General features: G+C 64.2%; 11 protein-coding genes. 6 read left to right on the plus strand and 5 right to left on the minus strand.

Annotation, left to right across the window (positions count from 1 at the left end):
• Window positions 1-6: 6 nt before the first annotated feature.
• Window positions 7-1,746 carry a hypothetical protein gene (locus AC07NF_RS09215; RefSeq protein WP_494632092.1) on the plus strand — a complete coding sequence of 580 codons (1,740 nt, stop codon included), beginning with the start codon at window positions 7-9 and terminating at the stop codon, window positions 1,744-1,746.
• A gap of 60 nt (window positions 1,747-1,806) precedes the next feature.
• Here AC07NF_RS09215 and AC07NF_RS09220 read toward each other — a convergent pair whose 3' ends face one another.
• From AC07NF_RS09220 to AC07NF_RS09230, 3 genes are all read right to left on the minus strand, one after another.
• Window positions 1,807-3,297 carry an RES family NAD+ phosphorylase gene (locus AC07NF_RS09220; RefSeq protein WP_494632091.1) on the minus strand — a complete coding sequence of 497 codons (1,491 nt, stop codon included), beginning with the start codon at window positions 3,295-3,297 and terminating at the stop codon, window positions 1,807-1,809.
• Between the two features lie 106 nt (window positions 3,298-3,403).
• Window positions 3,404-9,487 carry a DEAD/DEAH box helicase gene (locus tag AC07NF_RS09225; RefSeq protein ID WP_494632088.1) on the minus strand — a complete coding sequence of 2,028 codons (6,084 nt, stop codon included), beginning with the start codon at window positions 9,485-9,487 and terminating at the stop codon, window positions 3,404-3,406.
• Window positions 9,484-12,753 (minus strand): STY4851/ECs_5259 family protein, encoded by a 3,270-nt coding sequence (locus AC07NF_RS09230; RefSeq protein ID WP_494655324.1) that lies wholly within the window; start codon window positions 12,751-12,753, stop codon window positions 9,484-9,486. The genes AC07NF_RS09225 and AC07NF_RS09230 overlap by 4 nt, the downstream gene beginning before the upstream one ends.
• Window positions 12,754-13,155: 402 nt before the next feature.
• On the opposite strand from AC07NF_RS09230, the gene AC07NF_RS09235 reads away from it, so the two are divergent.
• Window positions 13,156-13,764 carry a hypothetical protein gene (locus tag AC07NF_RS09235; RefSeq protein WP_494632082.1) on the plus strand — a complete coding sequence of 203 codons (609 nt, stop codon included), beginning with the start codon at window positions 13,156-13,158 and terminating at the stop codon, window positions 13,762-13,764.
• Between the two features lie 241 nt (window positions 13,765-14,005).
• Here AC07NF_RS09235 and AC07NF_RS09240 read toward each other — a convergent pair whose 3' ends face one another.
• Window positions 14,006-15,001 carry a nucleotidyltransferase domain-containing protein gene (locus AC07NF_RS09240; RefSeq protein ID WP_494632079.1) on the minus strand — a complete coding sequence of 332 codons (996 nt, stop codon included), beginning with the start codon at window positions 14,999-15,001 and terminating at the stop codon, window positions 14,006-14,008.
• A gap of 73 nt (window positions 15,002-15,074) precedes the next feature.
• Window positions 15,075-16,601 carry an integrase arm-type DNA-binding domain-containing protein gene (locus tag AC07NF_RS09245; RefSeq protein ID WP_494632076.1) on the minus strand — a complete coding sequence of 509 codons (1,527 nt, stop codon included), beginning with the start codon at window positions 16,599-16,601 and terminating at the stop codon, window positions 15,075-15,077.
• A 486-nt stretch (window positions 16,602-17,087) separates the two neighbouring features.
• Here AC07NF_RS09245 and AC07NF_RS09250 point away from each other — a divergent pair, with 486 nt between their 5' ends.
• From AC07NF_RS09250 to AC07NF_RS09265, 4 genes are read left to right on the plus strand one after another with little or no spacing between them, the layout of a single operon-like run.
• Window positions 17,088-17,408: an STAS domain-containing protein gene (locus AC07NF_RS09250; RefSeq protein ID WP_494632073.1), complete on the plus strand. Its 321-nt coding sequence runs from the start codon at window positions 17,088-17,090 to the stop codon at window positions 17,406-17,408.
• A complete protein-coding gene (locus AC07NF_RS09255) occupies window positions 17,405-17,770 on the plus strand; it encodes a response regulator (RefSeq protein WP_291876031.1) in 366 nt (121 codons plus the stop codon). Before AC07NF_RS09250 ends, AC07NF_RS09255 begins: the two co-directional genes overlap by 4 nt.
• Window positions 17,767-19,740, plus strand: a complete 1,974-nt coding sequence (locus tag AC07NF_RS09260; protein ID WP_494632071.1) for a chemotaxis protein CheA — start codon at window positions 17,767-17,769, stop codon at window positions 19,738-19,740. The genes AC07NF_RS09255 and AC07NF_RS09260 overlap by 4 nt, the downstream gene beginning before the upstream one ends.
• Window positions 19,741-19,753: 13 nt before the next feature.
• On the plus strand, window positions 19,754-20,254 hold the full coding sequence (locus AC07NF_RS09265) for a chemotaxis protein CheW (RefSeq protein WP_492814041.1): 501 nt from the start codon (window positions 19,754-19,756) through the stop codon (window positions 20,252-20,254).
• Window positions 20,255-20,260 lie beyond the last annotated feature (6 nt).

Consider the following 20,260-nt stretch of genomic DNA (forward strand, 5'->3'; position numbering starts at 1 on the left):
CTAGGCGTGCTTCCCAAAATCGATGTCCTGGTCGTCACTGCGCTGCAAATGGAGTTTGAGGCAGCCCGAGAAACCCTGTCGGCGACAGATGGCTGCGGGATCGTAGAATGGCAGAAGATCTCCGACGATGTCGCGCCCCTTGATTGGGGCCTCTACCTCATCCCAGGCAAAAGCCCTTTGGCAATCGCACTGGCGCGCCCACTCCGTATGGGCTCCGTACCGACAACGATGATTGCGTCCACATTGCTTGAACGCCACCGACCCGACTGTTTGGCGATGTGTGGTGTGTGTGCAGGCAATCCTGCCGATTTGGCGTTGGGTGACGTCGTCGTTGCCGAGATGACCTACGCCTACGACGAAGGAAAACGAGAGGAAAACGAGTTTCAAGCAGATTACCGGCAGTCCCCGGCACCTCCAACTTGGGTTCGAGCCGCTCAGGACTTGTCGCCAAACGACCTACCCAGTCACGGCTCGCCGACAATGGAAGAAGCTCGCCGCTGGCTGTTAGAAACGCTGTACCGGAAGGTGGATCCGATCAAGCACCCGGCGCGAAGCCGATACTTCGCGCCCGGAGCCTGGCCAACTAACCTGGAAGCTATGGTCGCCGAGAAACTGGTGAAGCAAGTCGGCGCAACGTTTGCATTGACCCCGGCAGGCCAAAAGCGGGTCGAGACTTGGCAGGCCTACAATGTCGACGCGCCTCAAAAGCTGCCCTTCGTGATCCGAACAGGGCCGATGGCAAGTGCAGATGTCGTCGTGAAAGATGGCGTCACCTGGGAGGCGCTCAAGCAAAGCGGCGTTCGAACTGTCCTAGCCCTAGAAATGGAAGCTGCAGCCATTGGAGCCGTTGCTCGCGGCACAGGGACGCCTGCCTGGATCGTTGTGAAAGGCGTGATGGATCATGCCGATCCGAAAAAGGAAGATCGTTACAAGCCGTTTGCTGCGCGCGCGTCGGCCGAAGTCATGATGAAGCTGATCGTCGACCGACTGGCTCGGGAAGAGCAGACCTCTTCGTCTGACAGCTCGACGCTGCCAATCGCTCCATCCGCTTTTCCCTCTGGACCAGAAGACCCGTTTTTCGACCTCGTTGGAGAAGCGATCGGGCGCAATGCGGCACGCTTTCGCTCGGTTTTCGAGCGTGCCCGGCAGGCCGCTCTAGCTGCTCATCAAGCCGCTCAACGCGCCAAATCTCTTGCTATGAAACTTCGTAGAGCCGGCGGAGCGGACCTGCAGAACGCCCTCGAAAACTACGAGGACCACGAAACCAACATCTTACCCATCGCCCTTGAAGATTCGGATTATGAAGGACCGTTCTGCGCCAAGATATGGAGCAGCGCCGACGAATATGTCGGGCAATGTTCTGGCCCTCATCCTCACGGCCTGGGTGTTTTTCGCGTCTACGTCACAACGAAGAAGTTCTCTCCCGATCTCCAGACGCAATACGCGGGTGAAGTTGAATTCGGGCGCTACGGCCCCCTTGGCGTCTTCACGTTCTCCTCTAGATCAACATTTGCTGGAGAATGGCTGGGCGGTAACGCCCACTTCGGGTGCCGAGAATATTTCGGCTCTTCGGACCCGTTTGATGCCGATCTTTACTTTGGTGGGTTCACAAACGTCGGGAAAGGACACTCCCCCGACTGGGTACCCAACGGGGACGGCGTTACGATCGATATTCAGCAACGTATCGTACGGTGTGCGACTTACCGCGGCGGTGACCCGGATTTGATCGAAGAATTCTCGTTCTGACAGACGCGTGACATCGATCGCCAAGCGAAATTACCTCGCTAGCTCATTGGCGACCACGGCTCAGAATGGATCATGAATGTCGGCCGATTGTCGGCTACGCTCGACTTCGACCTGCCGTGTAGTGAACCGAACACCCGTCACCTTGTGGACGATCAACGAGGCCGGATCGACTTTCAGGCTTACCGCGCGCGGATCGGCGTCCGCCTCAAGCCAAACTTCGGCGAGGCTAGGCAGCATCGACGATGCGGATTGTTGCGAGATACCTGCCACCGCTGGGCCCGGTGCTGGCGTTGTTTCTGTAACCTTCCACTTCGCTGGCGTGTCGTCTTCGCCATCTTCCTCAGCCCCCCAGGGCGAACTCAGAAAGGCGTCAATCTCGGTGCCTTGCGGCAAGTCGAAGAGTTTGGCCCGCGAGGCCTTATGGAACAGTACAACGTTGGCACCGCCCACACGCCGCTGAGCTGAAGGAAACAAGATGCCGTCGAGATCCAAAGTCGGATGGTCGGCCAAATAATCTGCCATCGCCTGAGTGACGAGGTATTCGAAGTCCTCGGCATCAGGCATCACTGCGCGTGTGATCCGCTCACTTAGCGTCTGCAGAAACAGCGCATGACCGGCGCGGGATGCTAAAGTCGGATCAAAGACGCTTCCATCGACGAAGACCGCGCCAAGCGCTTGAACGTCAAGCAGGCGCAACGGGCGCACGATGTCGAACCGGGCGACGACAACGTCGGAGCCAACTGGTGGTCTCACCTCGGCCATCGCTATACGGTCCTCGGTGGCGCCGTAGAAGACCGGCACGCCGCGAGCGTTCATTCGACCTGACCGCGCCAACTTCGACGATGGCGGACCGATCTCCAAATCCGGCCGTTTGAGCGCGACCTCCAGCTGTTCCTGGGTCTGAAATACGCGAGCCCGATAGAGCGAAGTCAACTTGGACCCCGGTCCCGCCGGGGTCACTATGGATGCGCCCTTTCGTGTCTTTACCGCCTCGATCTCGTCGAAAACCCCCGCCAGCAACTCCTGCGCGAAACGACTGAAGAAGCGCACCTCGCTCTTCAGGCTTCGCTCGAACCGCTCCCAATCGGCATGGAAGTGGTCGTCGACAATCGTCCGACGACGCTCGTAATAGCTCTCGCGACCGAAATCCTGCTCCTCATCCGGATCGCCCGGCGCGTAGTGATCGTGCCGATCGGCCAGGAGGTCCGCGATGACCTGAGCCGGTTCTTCGTCCAGACCCGCAGCCATCGCAATCGCGTCTGCGACCGGATCGCCATGCCGATTGAACTCGGCGTGTCCGTGCCGAATGGCGAGTTCTTCCATCGCGTCGGGCTGTTCGGATGTACGCTCGAAGTGCTGTTCGAACGCCGTCTCGACCCTGTCGGCAATCTGCTCGATCGTGAAGCTGCGCCCCTTGCGACTGCAGAAATTGCATGCTGCGAGTTTGCCCTCCTTGCGGACAATCGCCTTCAAGAACGGCTCGCCTATGCAGGCTGCGCATAGGCGCGGCTCTACGGTTTCGTCATCCGGCGCGGAAGCGGAGCGCAGCATAGGTTTCCTTTTTCCGACGCACATGCAACGGGTCGCCTAGCATACGTACCGCTCAGCATCCCACCCGTGCTGTCACTCCATATGGCCTCACCGTCGGCTCCGTGCGTCACGGGTCTAGCTTGACCGCCAAGTACGTCCCTCCGTGCGCGTTTTCGACGGCATAGGGCAGCTCCATTGCAACGAGTTGCCGGGTTAGGTCCTGCACCGGATCGAAGGGAACGTCACCAGAGGAGCTCCAGGAACCGACGCCCTGGTCGAAATAGATGACGCCAGAATGCCGAAGTGTTCGGAAGCGAAGCTTGCGACGATGCGGCAATGTGCTGGCTATCGTCAGTTCGACGTGCGGTGTGACGACCGCCAGTTTCGCGGAGAGAACAGCGTCACGGACTGCCAGATCCGGCCAGTCGTGGAGGACCGTCCGATCGGGTTTTGGGTTGCGCGCCGGTCGCGTAGCGCAATGGACGGTCACACGAGTGTCGGCGCCAGCCAATGCTCGAGCCAGGTCGGTCAGGAGGCGCACCGTGATCGGACTGAGGATGTAACGATCGGAGTACTCCAGCTCCAAACAAGGCTCGGCAAAGACGTCCGCCAACTCGTGGCGAGTCGAGAGCAACGCCTTGAGACGTTCACCGAAGCCGTCGACGGGGCCGTCGATCTGGTCGTCGATCTCGAAAACGACCTCGCGCGCCTTTTCGCGTAGCAGCTCGTGGACATCCACGACTACGGCGGAAGCTGGTTCGACAGCCGCCCCACGGACAACCGGCGCTCCCGCTACGGCCGCCCACGATGCGCCCACAACGAACGCCTCGGAATCTGCCGAACCCCAAACTTGAGCGCCCCTCGCTGAGTCGACACGCGACAGAAGCATCGCCTCCGACAACTTGGCTTCCGAGGCAATCAGATCGACACCGCATCGTTCGGCCCAAAGGACGACTTCACGCCGGGTTACAGGATCGACGCGGCGAAGGGCCTCGATGTCGACCACGAGCCGATTGCGACGTCCACGTCCAGCCCATCGCTTGAGCAGAGGCGTGATCGGCCAAGCTTCGAGCTCCCAGTCCGCGGGATTGCCCAGCGCGTAGATCGTCGCGACGGCATCGTCGTCTTCGGCGAGAAAATTGCCAAGCGAAACAGCAAGTGGCGCAGGCTCGTAGGCAGTCTGCTCGCCGAAGAGCTTGTGTTCCGCCGGCAGCACCAGGCGCGCCAGCGTCGCTTCCAAAAGCTCGAAGGCCGCGCGCCGATCGGTCTTGTCGACGCTGTGCTGAGCGTCGGCTGCCAGAACACATCTGGGACAGGCATTGACGGCGTCGACGTTGCCACAACGGCCAATCTGGCTACAGTCGAGCAGTCGCTTGGCCTCCTCGATCAAGCCGACTGGGTCCGAAGCGATCGTCGCCGCAAATCCTGCGCCGCCCGACGCTCGATCGAACACCACGGCGCTATAGCTGCGGCGCAAATCCGGACGTCGCGTTTCAGGCGCTGCAAAACCCATCTCGTCGGCGTCCACGCCCAACCGTCTTGCGGCGGCCTCTCGCAAGGCCAGAGCCACGGTGATCGCGACGGAGGCGCGGTTGCAGTCGTCCAGCTGAAGGTCGCAGACGTCTGTGCGGATTTCGTGCGCCAAGAAGAGATTGCGCGCTACCGCGAACGGAGCGTTTTCGGGGGCTCCGGTACAGATCCCCGTGTCGTCGTCCAGGACCGGAAAGCCACGGAGCGGCCTGTGGCGCGAGAGTGGCAGAGCAGCCGCACCGGCCTCGGGCTCGGCTTCCGTACGGCCGCAGTGAAGACATATGGCAAATCCACGTCCCGTCGGCCCCGGATTGAACCAGAAGACCGTGCCGTCGGGGCTGGATCGAACGCGCCCGACTGCCGGATCTGGCAGCGCGCGCCAAGGCGCGCCGCGAGCCGAGACCCAAGGGTCCACCGGTAAGATTGTGCCCAGATCCGACGGGTCGTCGTGCGTCTCGAAGCGACTGTCGACCGCAAAGCCGGCCGGTTCGATGTAGGTTTGGAATTCGAGCTGCGTCGAGCCACAGGCGGGACAGTTCTGCAACGTGACAGCTGACGGCGCCGAGGTCAGCTCCCCACAACTGTTGCAGGACCACATCGTCCGAAGGCTCTGGACCTCGCGTCGTCCCTCCAACGAGGCCGGGCGACGCCAGTTCAGCGTAATGCCGCGAGACTCGCGAATGACGCCGTCGACGACGATGCCCCGTCCCGGCGAATACTCGAAAATCGCCACGTCGCGTTGCCTCGATGGAAAGCCACGCGACCTGAACCGGCTCTCTTCCTCCTTCTCTTCGGCCTCACGTTCACGCCGTTCGGCAGCCGTCTCGGTCAGGAACTGCACGACGTCGGAGGGAAATCCGTAAGAAGGAAGAAAACCCCGGCCGGCGAGCTCGCCGAGCAGCGGCGTTCTCTCAAGCCTCTGACGCTGCATGTCCCGAGCGCGGCCAGCTGCGACACGATCTTCGCCCTCGGCGACGATCGGTGCGAGAGCCTCCCATTCGGCCTGCAGCTCGTCGTCGATACGGCGCATGTGCTCGCGCAACGTTTCGAAAAAGTCTGGGTTGGGCGAGACGCGGGTCCCATTTAGCACCACGCTCAAGGCTTCGTAGATTCCGGCATCCTCGGCGGCGTGGTCGACCCAGCCCAAGAAGGCCACGGCAGCGCTAGGCCCCCTGGCATTCTCAGTTCCGAGGCCGAAGAAACTGGCATTGGAGAGCTTGTGAAGTTCGCGTTCCTGCGCGGCGAGGAAGCGGGAGAGAAGCAGCGCGTGCCCGTGACGTCGAGCGATGCTCGGACTTTCGAGACTGACACGCGGCGGTCGAACCTCTCGCGTGAGGAAGGCGTACGGATCTTCCAACGCCATTCGATCGAGGGGTTTGTCCTTGCACAGCGTAAGGCCAACGGCGAGCGGCTGGCGAGCCCGCCCCGCTCGACCGACACGTTGACGATAGTTGGCGATGGCCGGCGGCGCATTTGTGTTGAGCACCGCTTCGATGCTGCCGATGTCGACCCCCATCTCCATGGTGGTCGAACAGCTCAAGACGTTGATACGGCCCTGCTTGAAGCGATCCTCATAGAGACGGAGCGTCGTGCTGGGCTGCTGGGCCGAATGTTCGGCGGTTCGGAGCCAAGGGGTCAGGCGAACAGCGCGATCCTGTTGGTCGCCCCAGCGTCCCTTGGCGCGCAGAGCCGAGACGCGCTCGTCTCCGGCAAGCCAAGCATCGACAGCAGCGTCTGTCAGACCACGCCCGTCGGCATCGCGCCGCCAAGAGGATGGCAGCACAGGCATGACGATCGCCTCGGCCGGGGGATGAACCCCGTCACGATCGAAGGGACTGAAGCTGCGGAAGGTGGAGTCCAAAACCCGACGGGTGATCGGGCACCACCAAGCACTCTCGACCGGCGCGACGGCGAGCTCGTTCAACTTGAAACGGTAACCGTCGGCGTCTTGATGCATGAAGCGGGAAAGCGGTCCCCAAGTCGCTTCCAGAAGATCGTTCAACTCGTCGAGAGCGACCTTATCGCTGGCCTGGACACCGAGCACCTGCATGAGCAACCGCACCACGCGGCCGGGATAAGGTGCATACGGATGAGGCCAGGCTCGAACGTAGTCGCCGAGCACCTCGCCAGGCGCGCGGCGGCGTACATGCGGATGACTGTGGCGTCGGTCGATCCAACGTAGCCAGGCACGCGGGAAGTTCAGGATCACGTTGGCGCGTAAGAAGTAGGTGACCAGAAGCCGCAAGACGTCGCGCCATTGAGCTACGTCAAGATCGAAACGACGGGCGGCGCCTGGAACGAGAATTTCGGTGTCGTCGATCCCGGGCAGGACGAACCGGAAGAGCCCCAGAGACTCGGCGCTGTTGGCCCTGACCGGTCGGCGCATCAGCTCCCGGTAGAGAAGGAACTCGGGCAGCTCACCGACCTGAAGGCCGTTGGCGCGTCGGCCGTCCCAGAGCTCCGGGATCGCGTGACGCACCGTGTCGTCGGCGCCGAAAGCCTGGACGAGATCTCGCCAGGTTCGATGCTGCGGTCCGGGTTCGGCCTTGGCCAGATCGACCAAGAACCTTGCACGCAGATTCTCTGCAAACGCGTCTTGAGGCATCGCGTCGACACGCGCCAAATTGTCCCGCGCGGTCTGCGCGGCCTCTGGGTTGCCACCGTCACGCTGCTGAACGAAGTGATAGACGAAGGCGCGCGTATAGTTTCGCTCGGACGCCACCTGCACCGTCGCGGCGTGGCGAGCCGTGCCCTGTCGCGCGTCGGTGAAGGTTATCAGCCGCCGCCCGGCATAAGGCAAAGGTGTGGGCTGCGGCGAAAGCTCGGGAGAAAGCGCCGAGAGAAGCGCCGGCGTGATCTGCGACATCAGATAGGGCGCGCCGGCGGCGAGCGGCCGCAAGACGCCGCGGCGGGGAATAGTCGCCGGCTCCACCGCACGACAACACGGACAGCGCGTCGTGTCGTAGGTGGCCGAGAAGGTCAGGGCTCCGGGCTCGTCGAGACCTTCAAGGTACCGGCCTGTCGCCCGATCGAGCCGCACGGTTCGCAGATGCCCTGTCCCAAGCGGGAACAGGTAGCGTCGCAAGGTTGGGTCGGGGGCCGTGACGTCCTCGCTGGCGGCGGCGTCGTCTTCGGCGCCGTAGGTTTCACCTCGGTCCAACGTCTGATCGAAATCGTCGCCGGCGCGCAGATCCGTCCAAGGCCCGAGCCGCGCGCCATCGTCGACCTCTTCTCCCTTCAGGGCCCCCGTTCCGCATTCTGCGCAGTAAGCCCACTCGAAGACGACGGCTTCACAATGGGAACAACGCTCACGCGGCTCGGTGAAGACGGCGCCGAATGGCCAGTCGGTTTCGCCAACGCGTGCTGGCTTGCCCGTGCAGTTGGGATCCGCACAGGCCCAGAGCCCCGTCATCGTGCGATGGAAGAGGTGGAGGCGAACCGGAAGAACGTGATCTGCGTGCGCCGCCGACATGCGCGGCTCGGCATGCGGGTCTCTGGCCCGCGCGGCTTGTTCGAGCATGGCGATCGCATCGCCCGGTTCGGCACCCATGGCTTCCACGCATCGCCGCCATCCACTCCAGGACAGAACACCGCCCGCGCGTAGATCTTCACGGACACGACGAAGGGGCTCGCTGGCCGCTAACCGCTCGCCTGCTTGAAAGTCGTCCAAATCGGCCAAGTCTGAAGGCTGCAAGGGATCGGCGTCGAAGGTCGGCGCTGTCGGCAGCGGCGCACGCTTGCCTTCGACCAGCTCGACATTGGCCAGTGGAACGCCCGCCAAATCGGCTAGGAACTGGCGTAGTTCCGAGGCTGCATCCGGCGAGCCGATCGTGGCCGAGGTCGCAACGTAGCGGATCTCTTCCGGCCGCCGCCCGAAGGCGAGGGCGACGCGACGGAGAAGCAACGAGATCTCGGCGGCCTGCGCGCCCACGTACGAGTGGGCCTCGTCCAGGACGATATAGTCGAGCTTTCCTTGAGAACGTTGCAGGATCGGCGCGTCGGCCTGACGAATGAGCATGTATTCGAGCATGGTCACGTTGGTGACCAAGACCGGTGGAGGTGAGGCTCGAAGCGTTCGCCGATCGCCGACTTTCCAGCGCGGGAAGTTGCGACCTCGGGCATCCGGCGGTGTATCGCCATTGTACAGGCAATAGCGAAGAGCGCCGTCGAAGGGCGAGAGCCAGCGCTCCAATCGCTCTTCTTGGCTCGCGATCAAGGCGTTCAACGGATAGAGCATCAAAGCGCGCACGCCCGTGAGCTCCGTCGCACTGCCGCCCGACAATTTGACGAGGTGATCAAGGATCGGCGCCAAGAAGCACTCGGTCTTTCCCGAGCCGGTGCCGCTCGATACGATGACCGAGGTCGGCTTCGCGCCAACGAGATGTCGCCAAGCTTCGAGCTGGTGCACGTAAGGCGGAAAAGCGACGCTGCGAAGAACCTCGAGCGTGCGAGGGTGGAGGAGATCTTGGTCTAGCCCCTCCCAACCCTCCGGCCTAGAAAGCCATGGGAAAGCGCCTTCCAGGAAGGGCTCGGACAGCACCGAGCCTCGAGCCCCGGCAGTAGCCCCCAGCGCTGCACGCAGATGCGTGGCGAGATCGGCGGAGCGCAGGCGCGCCATGCCGGTGATCGCATCGGCGGATTCTACCGGCAGACGGCGTAGAAGGCGGCTGAGATCGATCATACGGCGGCTTCCAAGGAGGGCGAAGGCGCAGCACCCGAGGCCATCAGGGTGATCGCGGCTTGGGTAGCGCTCTCAAAGTACTCAGGGTCGAAAAGCCAGGCGCGACGGCAGGCTGCGCGCAGGTCGGGATCCGGATCGTCACCGCCGACGGCCAGCTGCGCGGCGGCATAGGGCGCGGCCAGCACGTCATGGAAGGCGTCGGGGCAATCGGCGAGGAACTGCGCGTGTCCAACCGCCGAACGGCTCAGCCCCAAGTTCGTCGGCGGGGTATCGAGATCCAAGCGCCGGGTCAGCAGCTCGCTTGCAAGTCCGCGAAGCTGCCCGGGCGCCACCGCCCCCTGCATGAGTCTGGCCACCTGAGCGACGTCGAGTGGAGGGCGATCGCGCGGAAAGCGTTGGGCGACGTTCAAGCCGAAGGTCAGTCGCGCGTGGGTCGCCAGGGCCGGCGCCAGATCGACGATCTCGCAGAGCGCCGCCGTAACGTGGCGAAGGGCTTGGGAGGTGTCGATGTCGAAGGCAGCCAGCCGCGCTTCGATCGCGACACGACGGGCATCGAAGGCTGCGAGCCAGATCGGCAGCGACGTCGCGCACCACAGAAAAGACAGGTCTCGTTGAAGGGCCAACACCGCTGCGCGCTCTTCGAGCGAGTCGCAGGCCGCCAGCGCATAGACCGCCGCCCTAGGCGATCGACATACAGCTGTAGCCGCGTCCAGAGCGCTCAGAGGCAGATCCTCCCGACGCGCCGCGACCAGAAGCTGGATCAGGTGCCGTAAAGTCTCGGCCGCCGGTTCGCCGACGAACAGCGCATCGAAAGCCGCAGCGCGCTCAAATTGCAGCGAGGCGTTGACCGCTCGCCCCAACGCATCGGCCGGCTCTGCCGTCCGGTCGGCGAGAACGGAGGGACGGAGAGGCTCTCCCGCGGCAGACCGCGCGCAGATCAACCAAGGCCCGACGCCGATCTTCTCGCGCAGGAACGCTGCCTGCGTCGCCGGTTCGGACATCTCCAGGTCGACCGCGCCGACCTCGGGCCGTAGCAGTGCGAAGGCCCGGCGCCGCGCGGCGTGACGTTCGTTTTCGGCCAGAGCTCTGTCGTCGTACCAACCGATTCCGGCAGCGCGGTCCGACCCACCGAGCCACGACATCCAAACCTCGAGGTCGAGCCCGTCTGCACTGCCCAAGAGATTTCGGACTTCGTCGGCGTAGGCCGCTAAGGGCGCCGCGCCGTCGACGCTTCGTGTGAAATGGCCTCTGACGGTGCTGCGTTGTTCGAGCTCGAAGCGAACTCTGCCCCTACCGGAAGACAACAGTCTCCAACCTTGCAGCTTGCCGACGGTCAAATGCACACGCCGCCCTGCGGCCTGGCCGGTGGGAGTCACTAGCACCGCCGCAACCGAGGGATCATCCAGTGAGAATGTAAGGCCGCCGGCTACGCCCAGCTCTACGGTCACCAACGCGCCAGGCTGCATGGGTTCGAGATCGAAGATCGTCGTCGCGCCGTCGCGTCGAGCGGACAAGGGCGCATCGCAACGCGCCGCCACAGGCAGACGCCCATTGCCTTCGACCTTCAGCTGACGTGGTGTCGCGCGCCCGTAGAGGCGAAGCTCGGGTGGCGCGACCGCTGCCGAAATCGTCGTGCAAATCTGACCGCGCACGATCCAAGCGATCTCCACCCGCCCGACGACGGACGCATCAAAAGGTCGCCACTCGCCACGACCACGCGGCCGCCATCGCAGCGCCGTCGCCGAGGGCGCGGCATAGACGCCCTCGTCCTCGATCCAGACCTTCGGCGCCCCCAGGAAAACTTGCTCGCGAACACGAGGAACCGTGTCGCCAACGAGCACCAGACGCTGCCTGTTCTCGCTTTCCGCCGCCGAGACCCAGCTCAGCCGGTGACCGTCGACTTCGAGAGACGCTCTACCTGTGAAGGCCACCACGACACGGTCGTCGTCGTCGATCGTTCCGAGCATCTGCGGCCCGTCCTCGAACTCGACGCGATCTAGCACCGAGGGCGTGAGCGCCAGAGCCAACCAAGGCGCGCGACTGCGAAGCGGGCCACTTCCGCGGACGAGCAGGCCGGCAGCCATTTCGGGCTCTTCGCCTTCCGTCGGTTCGAGGATAACCACGCCGTCCAAGGGCTCCCCGCCGAGCGCTCCGAACTCGGCGACGACCCGTTCGCCGACCAGCGCGCCCAGGCGCACGTCGGCCGCCAGCGGCAAGTCTTTTTCGAGCGCCGGGCCGAGCGGGCGAACCTCCCAGAGGTCACGATCCGGCGTGAGGTCTCTTTCGATCGCCGCGAATGGTCTGGCGAGATCGGCAAGCGCACCTCGCCCGATCACACGCGCACGCCCGACACCGTCGAGCCCTTCACGTAAGCCGGCTGGCACGCGGACGTGTTCGATCTCCCCGGCAACGGCGAGACATACCCTAGCCGTCCAGCTGTTGCCTTTGCGAACCAGCCTTCTCGTCACGGCCAGGGCGGACGACCGGTCCGACCGTGCGCGGATCGCCTCTTCGACGAGAGCTCCGATATCTCTCGTTTCGAGCTCGAACGGCAGACGCTGGCGCCAGCTCGGATCGCGAGCGTCGAGCATGGCGACGGGGTCGCCTCGCCCGCGCTGCTCTGGTGGTAGCGATGCGCGAAGTGCCGCCACGGCTTGGCAGAGCTCAACGACTGCATCGAAGAGTGCGTGCACCATTCGCTCGCTGGCGCGCCAGGACTCCATGCCAACAGCTTCCCGAGCCTCGAAGCCTCGCTCGATCGCTAAGACAGAACGCTTGAGCCAAGTCGACAGTCGTGGATCGACGCGGGTCGCTGCGGCCGGAAAACCGGCTTCGCGCACCATGGCTAGGATCCAGGATCGATCTGCGGGTTGAGGCCGTCCCCAGAAGGTAAGCCCATCCTCCACGGCCGTGCGGACCTCGGCGTAGGTCACGTCGCTGCGCGGATCGTTGTTGTCGTAGCGGATGCCCAGCGCCGCCAATGGCCGGATCCAGTCCCACGCCCCTCCGCTACGATCACGGCGGAACCATTCGGCTACGAAAGCTACGAACAACGCCGCGCCGTGCGGCGTCCACAAACTCGCCGCGCCAGACGCGACGAGCGCCGCGCGGACTTCGTCGTACTCCGCGCGAGAAAACCGATAGCGATAGAGCGGATCACGGCTCGGCCTCGGCATAGCCCGAGCCGAGAGCAAGTTTTCGCATGTGACCCGCAGGCGCGACCGCACCTCCAACCCAGTCTCCCCCGCGCGAGAAGCTCGTTCCACGCTCAAGCTTTGGTTGATGATGGGGCCATTTCACGCGCCGTGCCAAGCGCTCTTGCGCACTGCGGTCGTCATGCGCTCATAAGCGCCCTCAAAACGGGTTCCCAAAAGATGCTTCGCGATCCTAGGTGATGGGCTCGGCCCACAGTGCCGATGGAGCCCAAATACCTTTGGCGGTGATGGGAGAACGGTTCGATTTGACTGCAAGATAAAAGGGCCGGGACCTTCGGTCGCCATGTCATTGATGGTGTTGACGAAATTCCGGGACCACCCTTTGGGGCGGGGTCCCGATCTTGGGGGCTTCTTCAGCTATATCAACACCCTATCCGGGACCTGGCCTCACTGATCGCCGCCGAATCGTGTAGTTCTTGATCCGTTCTAAACTCGCATCGGTCGGAGCGTCTAATGTCGTCTCAATCTTTGCGGCGCCTACGGGATTTCCCCGAGATTCAGGCGCTCGAACTTTCGGCCCTGATCGACCCCTCTCTCTCAACGCTTGATCAGCGCTATGACAACGAAAAGATTGATAGGGTGGCGAAGGCCCTTTTCGGCGTCACGTCTATGAACGTGAGTGATTGGGTATTTGAGCCGCTCGAGGAGTTTCAGCGTCGGCACGAAAGCGGGGAAGAGCTTGGTGAGCGCGATGAGCTTGCCGCGCTCGACCTCTACCAGGCTCGTCAGGATCAACTGATCGAAGGCCTGGAAGACGAGGCGGACAAAGAAGCTTTTTGCCGGAGGCACGGCTGGGATCTCAGGAACGAAGCAGGCCAGATCCTGTTGGTTGCGGAGAACCTGATGGTTCCTCTTATCGCGGCGATCACCGGCGCTGCTGGGGCGTCACTTCCACCAGAAGGTTCCGAGACCCTGGCTGCCTGGGAGGCGAAGCTAAAGACCCAGGACGCGCGGCCAAAGGTTCGCCGCCCGCCTACGCCCACGATCACGGATGCCGAGCGTCGGCAGCGTAATGAAGAGGCCAGGCAGTCAACGGTCTGGAGGCCGCCTAGGAAAGCCTAGATCGACTACTCTCCCTGCTTGCCCAAACTGCGCCCTGAAGTGCTTGGTGGAACGAGGGCCGGACGGGCTGTTGAGCGTCAAGGGTGCGCGTCTGTGGCGCGCATCGCGCAGCGACGGCGAAGCCGCCCTTGACCCTCAGCAGCCCGCCCGGCAGAGGCTCTCCAAGCGTTTCAGGGCGAGCACTGACCTTTCAGGTCTTGGCTCTCACGAGAAGGCAGCGCCCAGCTGGCGGTCGGTGTGATCAGGTCGAAGCCACGTCACGCAATTGCTTCAGCCGAGACTCGCAGAGTTCATTGACCACGGCCTGGAGTAGCTCGACGCGTCCCTGGATCCAGGCCAACTCTTCGACGGTGATTTTGTAGTGTGGCGAGTAACGGGCCTTCACATAGGCTGCGCGGAGCAGCTCAAAGCAACGCTTATGGAACTTGGTGTCGGTCGGCCAGACCTCGGCCAATCGAGGGTCTAGCGGTTCGGCGAGACCTCGCAGGCGCACGAGGTTGTGGGACTTGGGCGCGTAGAGCGTGACGACGAGGAGCAAGCAGTAGTAGAGGCGCTCCACAGCTTGATGTAGGAGGAACGCGCCTTCCTTCGGCATTCCCTTGCCCAAGGCATCTCCAGCTAGACTCTTGAAGTTCCCAGCGCTGCCAAACCACTCATCATAGTACTCGCGGCTCTCAGCGAGCGCCTGCTCGGCCGACAGCGGCGTCGGCTCTACTAGATGAACACCAGTCTCCTCGAACAGCACCACCCCATCCCGCACGATGTCGGTGAAGAAGTACCTACCCAGCCGCAGCTGCTCGTTCACGTCCTCGAGGTCATGGACGATGAAGTTCACCGGCGTACGCAGCCGCTGACCAGCCGACAACTCGTCCAGCAGGCGCTTCTCCGCGCCCTCCCAGAACTCCAGGGTATCGGCCAGCTTCTCCTGATCGACCACGACCAAGAGATCGTAGTCCGAGAAGTACCGTCCCACTGGGTCCTCGACCCAGTCGCCTCGAGCATATGATCCGAACAGGATGATCTTGAGGATCTTGCCCTGACCTAAGACGCCGGAGCGCTTGGCAACTTCCTCAGCGAACCCCGTCTTCAGGATGTCGACCACAAACGCCAGCTCGCGCTGCTTTCCGGCCGGCAGATGGTCGATGGAGTTGCCCATGCCTGCTGTCTCGCCCGCAGCCCGCTGCGTGGCAAGTGCCTCCTCAGCCCGCTCAGCGCGGTGATGTTCGGGCTTGGTCATCCGTCACTCTGAACCACGAGAACAATACTAAAGCGGAGTCTACACGTTGGGGTTGGGCGCAGCCAGTGGAGCTTCATCCCAGGCCCGCCGCTGTCAGCCGCCGACGAAGATCAAGATCCCAGTCGTCCTCAATGAGAGCGATGGGCGAGGGCGGCGCCGGCGGCCGAGGTCCTCCGCCACCACCCTTGGGACGACCGCCATAACCCTTGCCAATGCGTGGGTCGGGCGGTGTGGGATCAAGCACCGGATCACCGATCCTTCGACTGGGCAGCAGCGGCCAGGCCCGCTCAGGCGGCGGCTCGCCGCGCCGACGCACACGCCCCATGTCGATGATGAACCGCGACAGCTTCTCCTGACCGGTCAGGAGGTGGTCGCCCAGAAGCTTGGCGCGGGTGATGTAGCCGGCGTTCACGCCAGGGATCGAGTGGTTCATCATCAGGTGCATGTCGATCTCGGAGAGGCCGCAGGCTTGACCGAGCGTGCGGTAGCTCTGGCGAAGATCGTTGCCCCACTTGAAGAGCTTCGAGCGCGGCTCGTCGTGCTCGGCCAGATGGCCCACGCCGCTGTTGGCCGCGAATATCCAGGTCCGCGCTTGCTTGGGATGAAGCAGGCGGCTGACCCGCATGGCCCGGATGAGGCAGCGGATCATGGGGCGCGAGAGTGGGATATCGAAAGCCCTCGAAGGACCACCCTTCGGGTTGGGTATCCGCAGCAGCCGCTTGGCGAAATTGATGTGCTCGACCTTGGCCACCAGCAGGGCGCCCGGCCGGCTTCCCGAGAGCAGGAGGAAGAGGTGGAACTCTCGCCGGATCGGATGGCGCAGGCGTCCAGCTTCTGTGAACCAGCGCGGAAGATCGCTCGTCCCCATGGCAGTGTCCTTGCGGCGCTCGACGTTCCAGTCGACCCCGAAGGTGGGGTTGTCGGCGGGCAGAGCGCGGCAGGTCTTGCGGGCGTGGTTGTAGATGGCGCGCAGGGTGCGCATGGCGCCATTGGCGGCGTAGGGGCCGTGCTGGCTGCTCATCTTGTCGTGCCGGTCGGCGACCATCCTGGGGTTCTCGCCCAAGGTCAGCAGGGGATAGTCCAGCCAGTCGCGGAGCAAGCGTTCGACGTGATCCTGGTAGCTGGCGATCGTCCATCCACTGCGCCCGCGCCGCTGCATGTGGGACTCGCGGTACCGCGCCCAGGCCTCGCGCAGGGTTGGACCAAGATCGGCTTTTGGCGCGGCTATGGAGCCTTCCGGCGGCTCACCCTTGGCGATGGCCGCCAACCTGGCCTTGGCTTCGGCTCGGGCTTCACGCGCGCTGATCTCCTCGGCGTCGCCGATGCGGACCTTGACGCTCCGGCGTTTAGCGCCCTGCCAGAGATCGCCCTGGGCGTAGTAGGTCTTGCGCCGTGATCCGACGATCAGGAAAAACCCCCCAAGCGTCTCGTCCCGCGCGACGTAGCGCCCGCCATCAGAAAACGGCAAGGCGCTTACGGAGCGATCCGTCAGCGCCAGTCGAATTGGATCATTCCGTGAACTGGCCAATGAACACACCCGGAACGTTGTGTCGGTGGTTGGGACGGTGTTTGCACACCCCAACGACAGCGCCTGAAACATTGACAGGGTGGCCGGGCCTACGATTTTATCAAGTCATGCCAAAGAGTTAGGCGAAGCCCGGCGTAGAAAATCTAAGGATAGGATGTTCTCGGAATGTCCAACCGCCGCCGCTACGAATCTGAGGGTCGGACGTTCGAATCGTTCCGGGCGCGCCATTTCTCCCAAGCCTTTAATCGACCACGGCAGCGTCTCTCGGCGCTGGGTTTTGGCGCGTTCGCGCGACTCATTTCGAGTTCCTGACGGCGTTTACCATTACTGCGTCATTCAGCCGCAGAGGTGCGCGCGAAAGCGCAACCGTGAAGGGTGATCCCTGGCCGTGGCAGCCCTTGAGGGGCGCAAACTTGGCCTTTTGCCGGCCCTGGCGGCAAATTGCCGCTCCGCCTCAGGTTGTCCGGTTTACCTTACCTTAAGGCTAAGGCCCACAAAGTTTCCACAAGCGAATATTCCGCATAACGTCGATATATATTTGCTGTGGGGGCGACTGTATTGTCTGAGGTCGGAGAGAGAACGATTTCGTTCGCCGGTGAGGTGACGATCTCGAATATCGGTGAGGCTCACGAGCAGCTCGGCGCTTTGCTGCGCGAGCAGGACTCCGTCGTCGTCGACGTTGAAGACCTCACTGAAACTGATCTGACATTCGTCCAACTCTTGGAATCTGCTCGCCGCAAGGCAAGCAAAAGCGGCGTCGGCCTGTCGCTCAACAAGCCGGCCGCCGGCGCTCTACTGGAAGTCCTCCGGCGCGGTGGGTTTCTCGACAACGACACCTCGGACCGCGCCCAGTTCTGGCTTCAAGGGGCAGCTCAATGACCGCCATCCTCACCGTCGACGACTCCGCCTCCATCCGCCAGGCGATCAAGATCGCCCTGAGCGGCGAAGGCTACGCCGTGACCGAGGCCGTCAACGGCCAGGACGGCCTGGACAAGGGCAGCGCCGGCGGCTTCGACCTGATCGTCACCGATCTGAACATGCCGGTCATGGACGGCCTGGCCATGATCCGCGAGCTGCGCCAGCGCCCGGCCGGGGCCGGCGTGCCGATCCTGTTCCTGACCACCGAGAGCGACGCCGAGATCAAGGCTCAAGCCAAGGCGGCCGGCGCGACCGGCTGGCTGACCAAACCCTTCGACCCTGAGCAGCTGGTTCGGGTCGTGAAGAAGGTCCTCGCCAAGTGAGCGGCCAGGATCCCGTCGAGATTTTCCGCCAGGAAGCCCAGGAGCTGTTCGAGGACATCGAGCAGGGCCTGCTGGACCTGGCGCATCGCCCTGGCGACCGTGACCTGGTCGACGCGGTGTTCCGCGGGCTCCACACCCTGAAGGGCTCGGGCGCCATGTTCGGCTTCGACGCCCTGGCCGCCTTCACCCACCATTGCGAAACCGCCTTCGACCGCGTCCGCAAGGGCGAGGTCGCCGCCACGTCCGAGCTGGTCGGCGCCGTCCTGGCCTGTCAGGATCACATGCGCGCCCTGGCCGAGGGCCGTCCCGCCGAGCAGGCCGAGGGCGACGCCCTGCTGGCCGAGTTGCATCGCGTGGTCGCTAGCGCCGGCGGCGCCGAGGCGGCTCCTGCCGCCGCGCCCGTCGTCCCGGGTCTCAACACCTGGCGCGTGAAGTTCAGCCTGCCGGCCGACGCCCTGGTCAACGGCACCCGCCCCCTGCCGCTGCTGGACGAGCTGCGCGAGCTGGGCGAGTGCACGGTCGTCGCCGTCACCGACGCCATTCCCGATTTCGACGCCCTGGTCCCGACCGAGTGCCACCTGGCCTGGGACGTGACCCTGGTCACCAAGCACGGCCGTGATGCGATCGAGGACGTCTTCATCTTCGTGATCGACGACATGACCCTGGAGATCCAGGACATGACCGCCGCGCCGGCTGAAGCCGTCGCCGAGGTGGTCGTCGAGGCCGCGCCTGTCGCTCAAGCCACGCAAGCCGCCGCACCGGAAGCCGCCAACGAAGGCCGCGCCGCCAAGGCCGGCGGCGACACCGTCCGCGTCCCGGCCGAGCGCCTGGACGAGATGATGGACCGCGTCGGCGAGCTCGTGATCGCCCAGTCGCGCCTGAAGCAGCTGGCCGCCAGCAGCAGCGACATCGCCCTGCGCGCCGTCGCCGAGGAAATCGAGCGCCTGGCCTCGGAAATGCGCGACACCATGATGGTCGTCCGCATGGTGCCGATCGCCCAGCTGTTCGGCCGCTTCCGCCGCCTGATCCACGACCTGGCCCGCGACACCGGCAAGACTATTGAGCTCTCCACCGAGGGCGAAGCCACCGAGCTGGACAAGACGGTCATCGAGCGCCTGGCCGATCCGCTGATCCACCTGATCCGCAACTCGGCCGACCACGGCCTGGAGACCCCCGAGCAGCGCATCGCCGCCGGCAAGCCGGCCGCCGGCCACATCGTGCTGGCCGCCCGTCAGTCGGGCGCCGAGGTGGTGATCACCATCACCGACGACGGCCGCGGCGTCGACCGCGCCCGCGTCCGCGCCAAGGCCGAGGAAAACGGCCTGATCCAGCCGGGTCAGGTGCTGAGCGACAACGAACTGCTGCAGCTGATCTTCGCCCCCGGTTTCTCGACCGCGGCGGCGATCACCAACCTGTCGGGCCGCGGCGTCGGCATGGACGTCGTCAAGAAGACCATCGAGGGCCTGCGCGGCGCGATCGAGATCACCAGCACACCGGGCCACGGCTCGGTGGTGTCGCTGCGCATCCCGCTGACCCTGGCGATCATCGACGGCCTGCTCGTGCGGGTCGGGACCAGCCGCTACGTCATCCCGCTGTCCTCGGTCGAGGAGTGTGTGGAGCTGTCGGTCGAGCAGGACGTCCGCTCGGCGGGCCGCAGCCTGATCACCCTGCGCGACCAGCTGGTGCCGTTCATCCGCCTACGGCAGATGTTCAATACGGGCCTGGCCCCGGATCCGCACCAGAAGATCGTCGTGGTCTCCACGGGCCAAGAACGCGTGGGCCTGGTCGTCGACCAGATCCTGGGTGACCACCAGACCGTCATCAAGCCGCTGTCGCCCTTCCACGCCGATGTCGGCGCCTTCTCGGGCGCGACGATCCTGGGCGACGGGGGCGTGGCGCTGATCCTCGACATCGGCAGCCTGGTGGCGGCCGGCCAACGCCAGGACGCGCAGCTGCGCGCCGCCGGTTGAGGAAGGGCAGGACATGAACACCGAACTTTCCCAAGGCCCGATCGAAGCCCTGACCTTCGACCTCTACGGCGAGACCTTCGCACTCGAGGCCGGTCTGGTGCGCGAAGTGCTGGACCTGCTGCCCGAGACCGGCGTGCCCGGCGCCCCGGCCTTCGTCAACGCCGTGATCAACTTCCGTGGCCGGGTCATCCCGCTGATCGACCTGCGCGTGGCCTTCGACATGGACGCCCGTGAGCCGACGATCGACAGCCGCATCGTCGTCATCGAGCACGCCCTGGACGGCGAGCCCACCCTGATCGGCCTGCGCGCCGACAAGGTGCACGAGGTCACCACCATCCATCGCGACATCACCGAGGAGGCGCCCCGCGTCGGCCTGCGGTGGCGCGCGGACTTCATTCGCCTGCTGGCCCGCCGGGACGGCGACGTGATCGTCATTCCCGACCTCGACCAGATCTTCGCGGCGCGCGGCCAATCGACCGCCACCGTCACCCCCATCCACGCGCCGCAAGCCTGAGCCGGA

The organism is Caulobacter sp. GW821-FHT10A06 (assembly GCF_059415805.1).

Coding starts and splice junctions, on each gene's coding strand:
- AC07NF_RS09220 (WP_494632091.1), bottom strand. CDS start 3,297: ATGCTGCGCTCCGCTTCCGCGCCGGATGACGAAACCGTAGAGCCGCGC.
- AC07NF_RS09225 (WP_494632088.1), bottom strand. CDS start 9,487: ATGATCGATCTCAGCCGCCTTCTACGCCGTCTGCCGGTAGAATCCGCC.
- AC07NF_RS09235 (WP_494632082.1), top strand. CDS start 13,156: ATGTCGTCTCAATCTTTGCGGCGCCTACGGGATTTCCCCGAGATTCAG.
- AC07NF_RS09240 (WP_494632079.1), bottom strand. CDS start 15,001: ATGACCAAGCCCGAACATCACCGCGCTGAGCGGGCTGAGGAGGCACTT.
- AC07NF_RS09245 (WP_494632076.1), bottom strand. CDS start 16,601: ATGTTTCAGGCGCTGTCGTTGGGGTGTGCAAACACCGTCCCAACCACC.
- AC07NF_RS09255 (WP_291876031.1), top strand. CDS start 17,405: ATGACCGCCATCCTCACCGTCGACGACTCCGCCTCCATCCGCCAGGCG.
- AC07NF_RS09265 (WP_492814041.1), top strand. CDS start 19,754: ATGAACACCGAACTTTCCCAAGGCCCGATCGAAGCCCTGACCTTCGAC.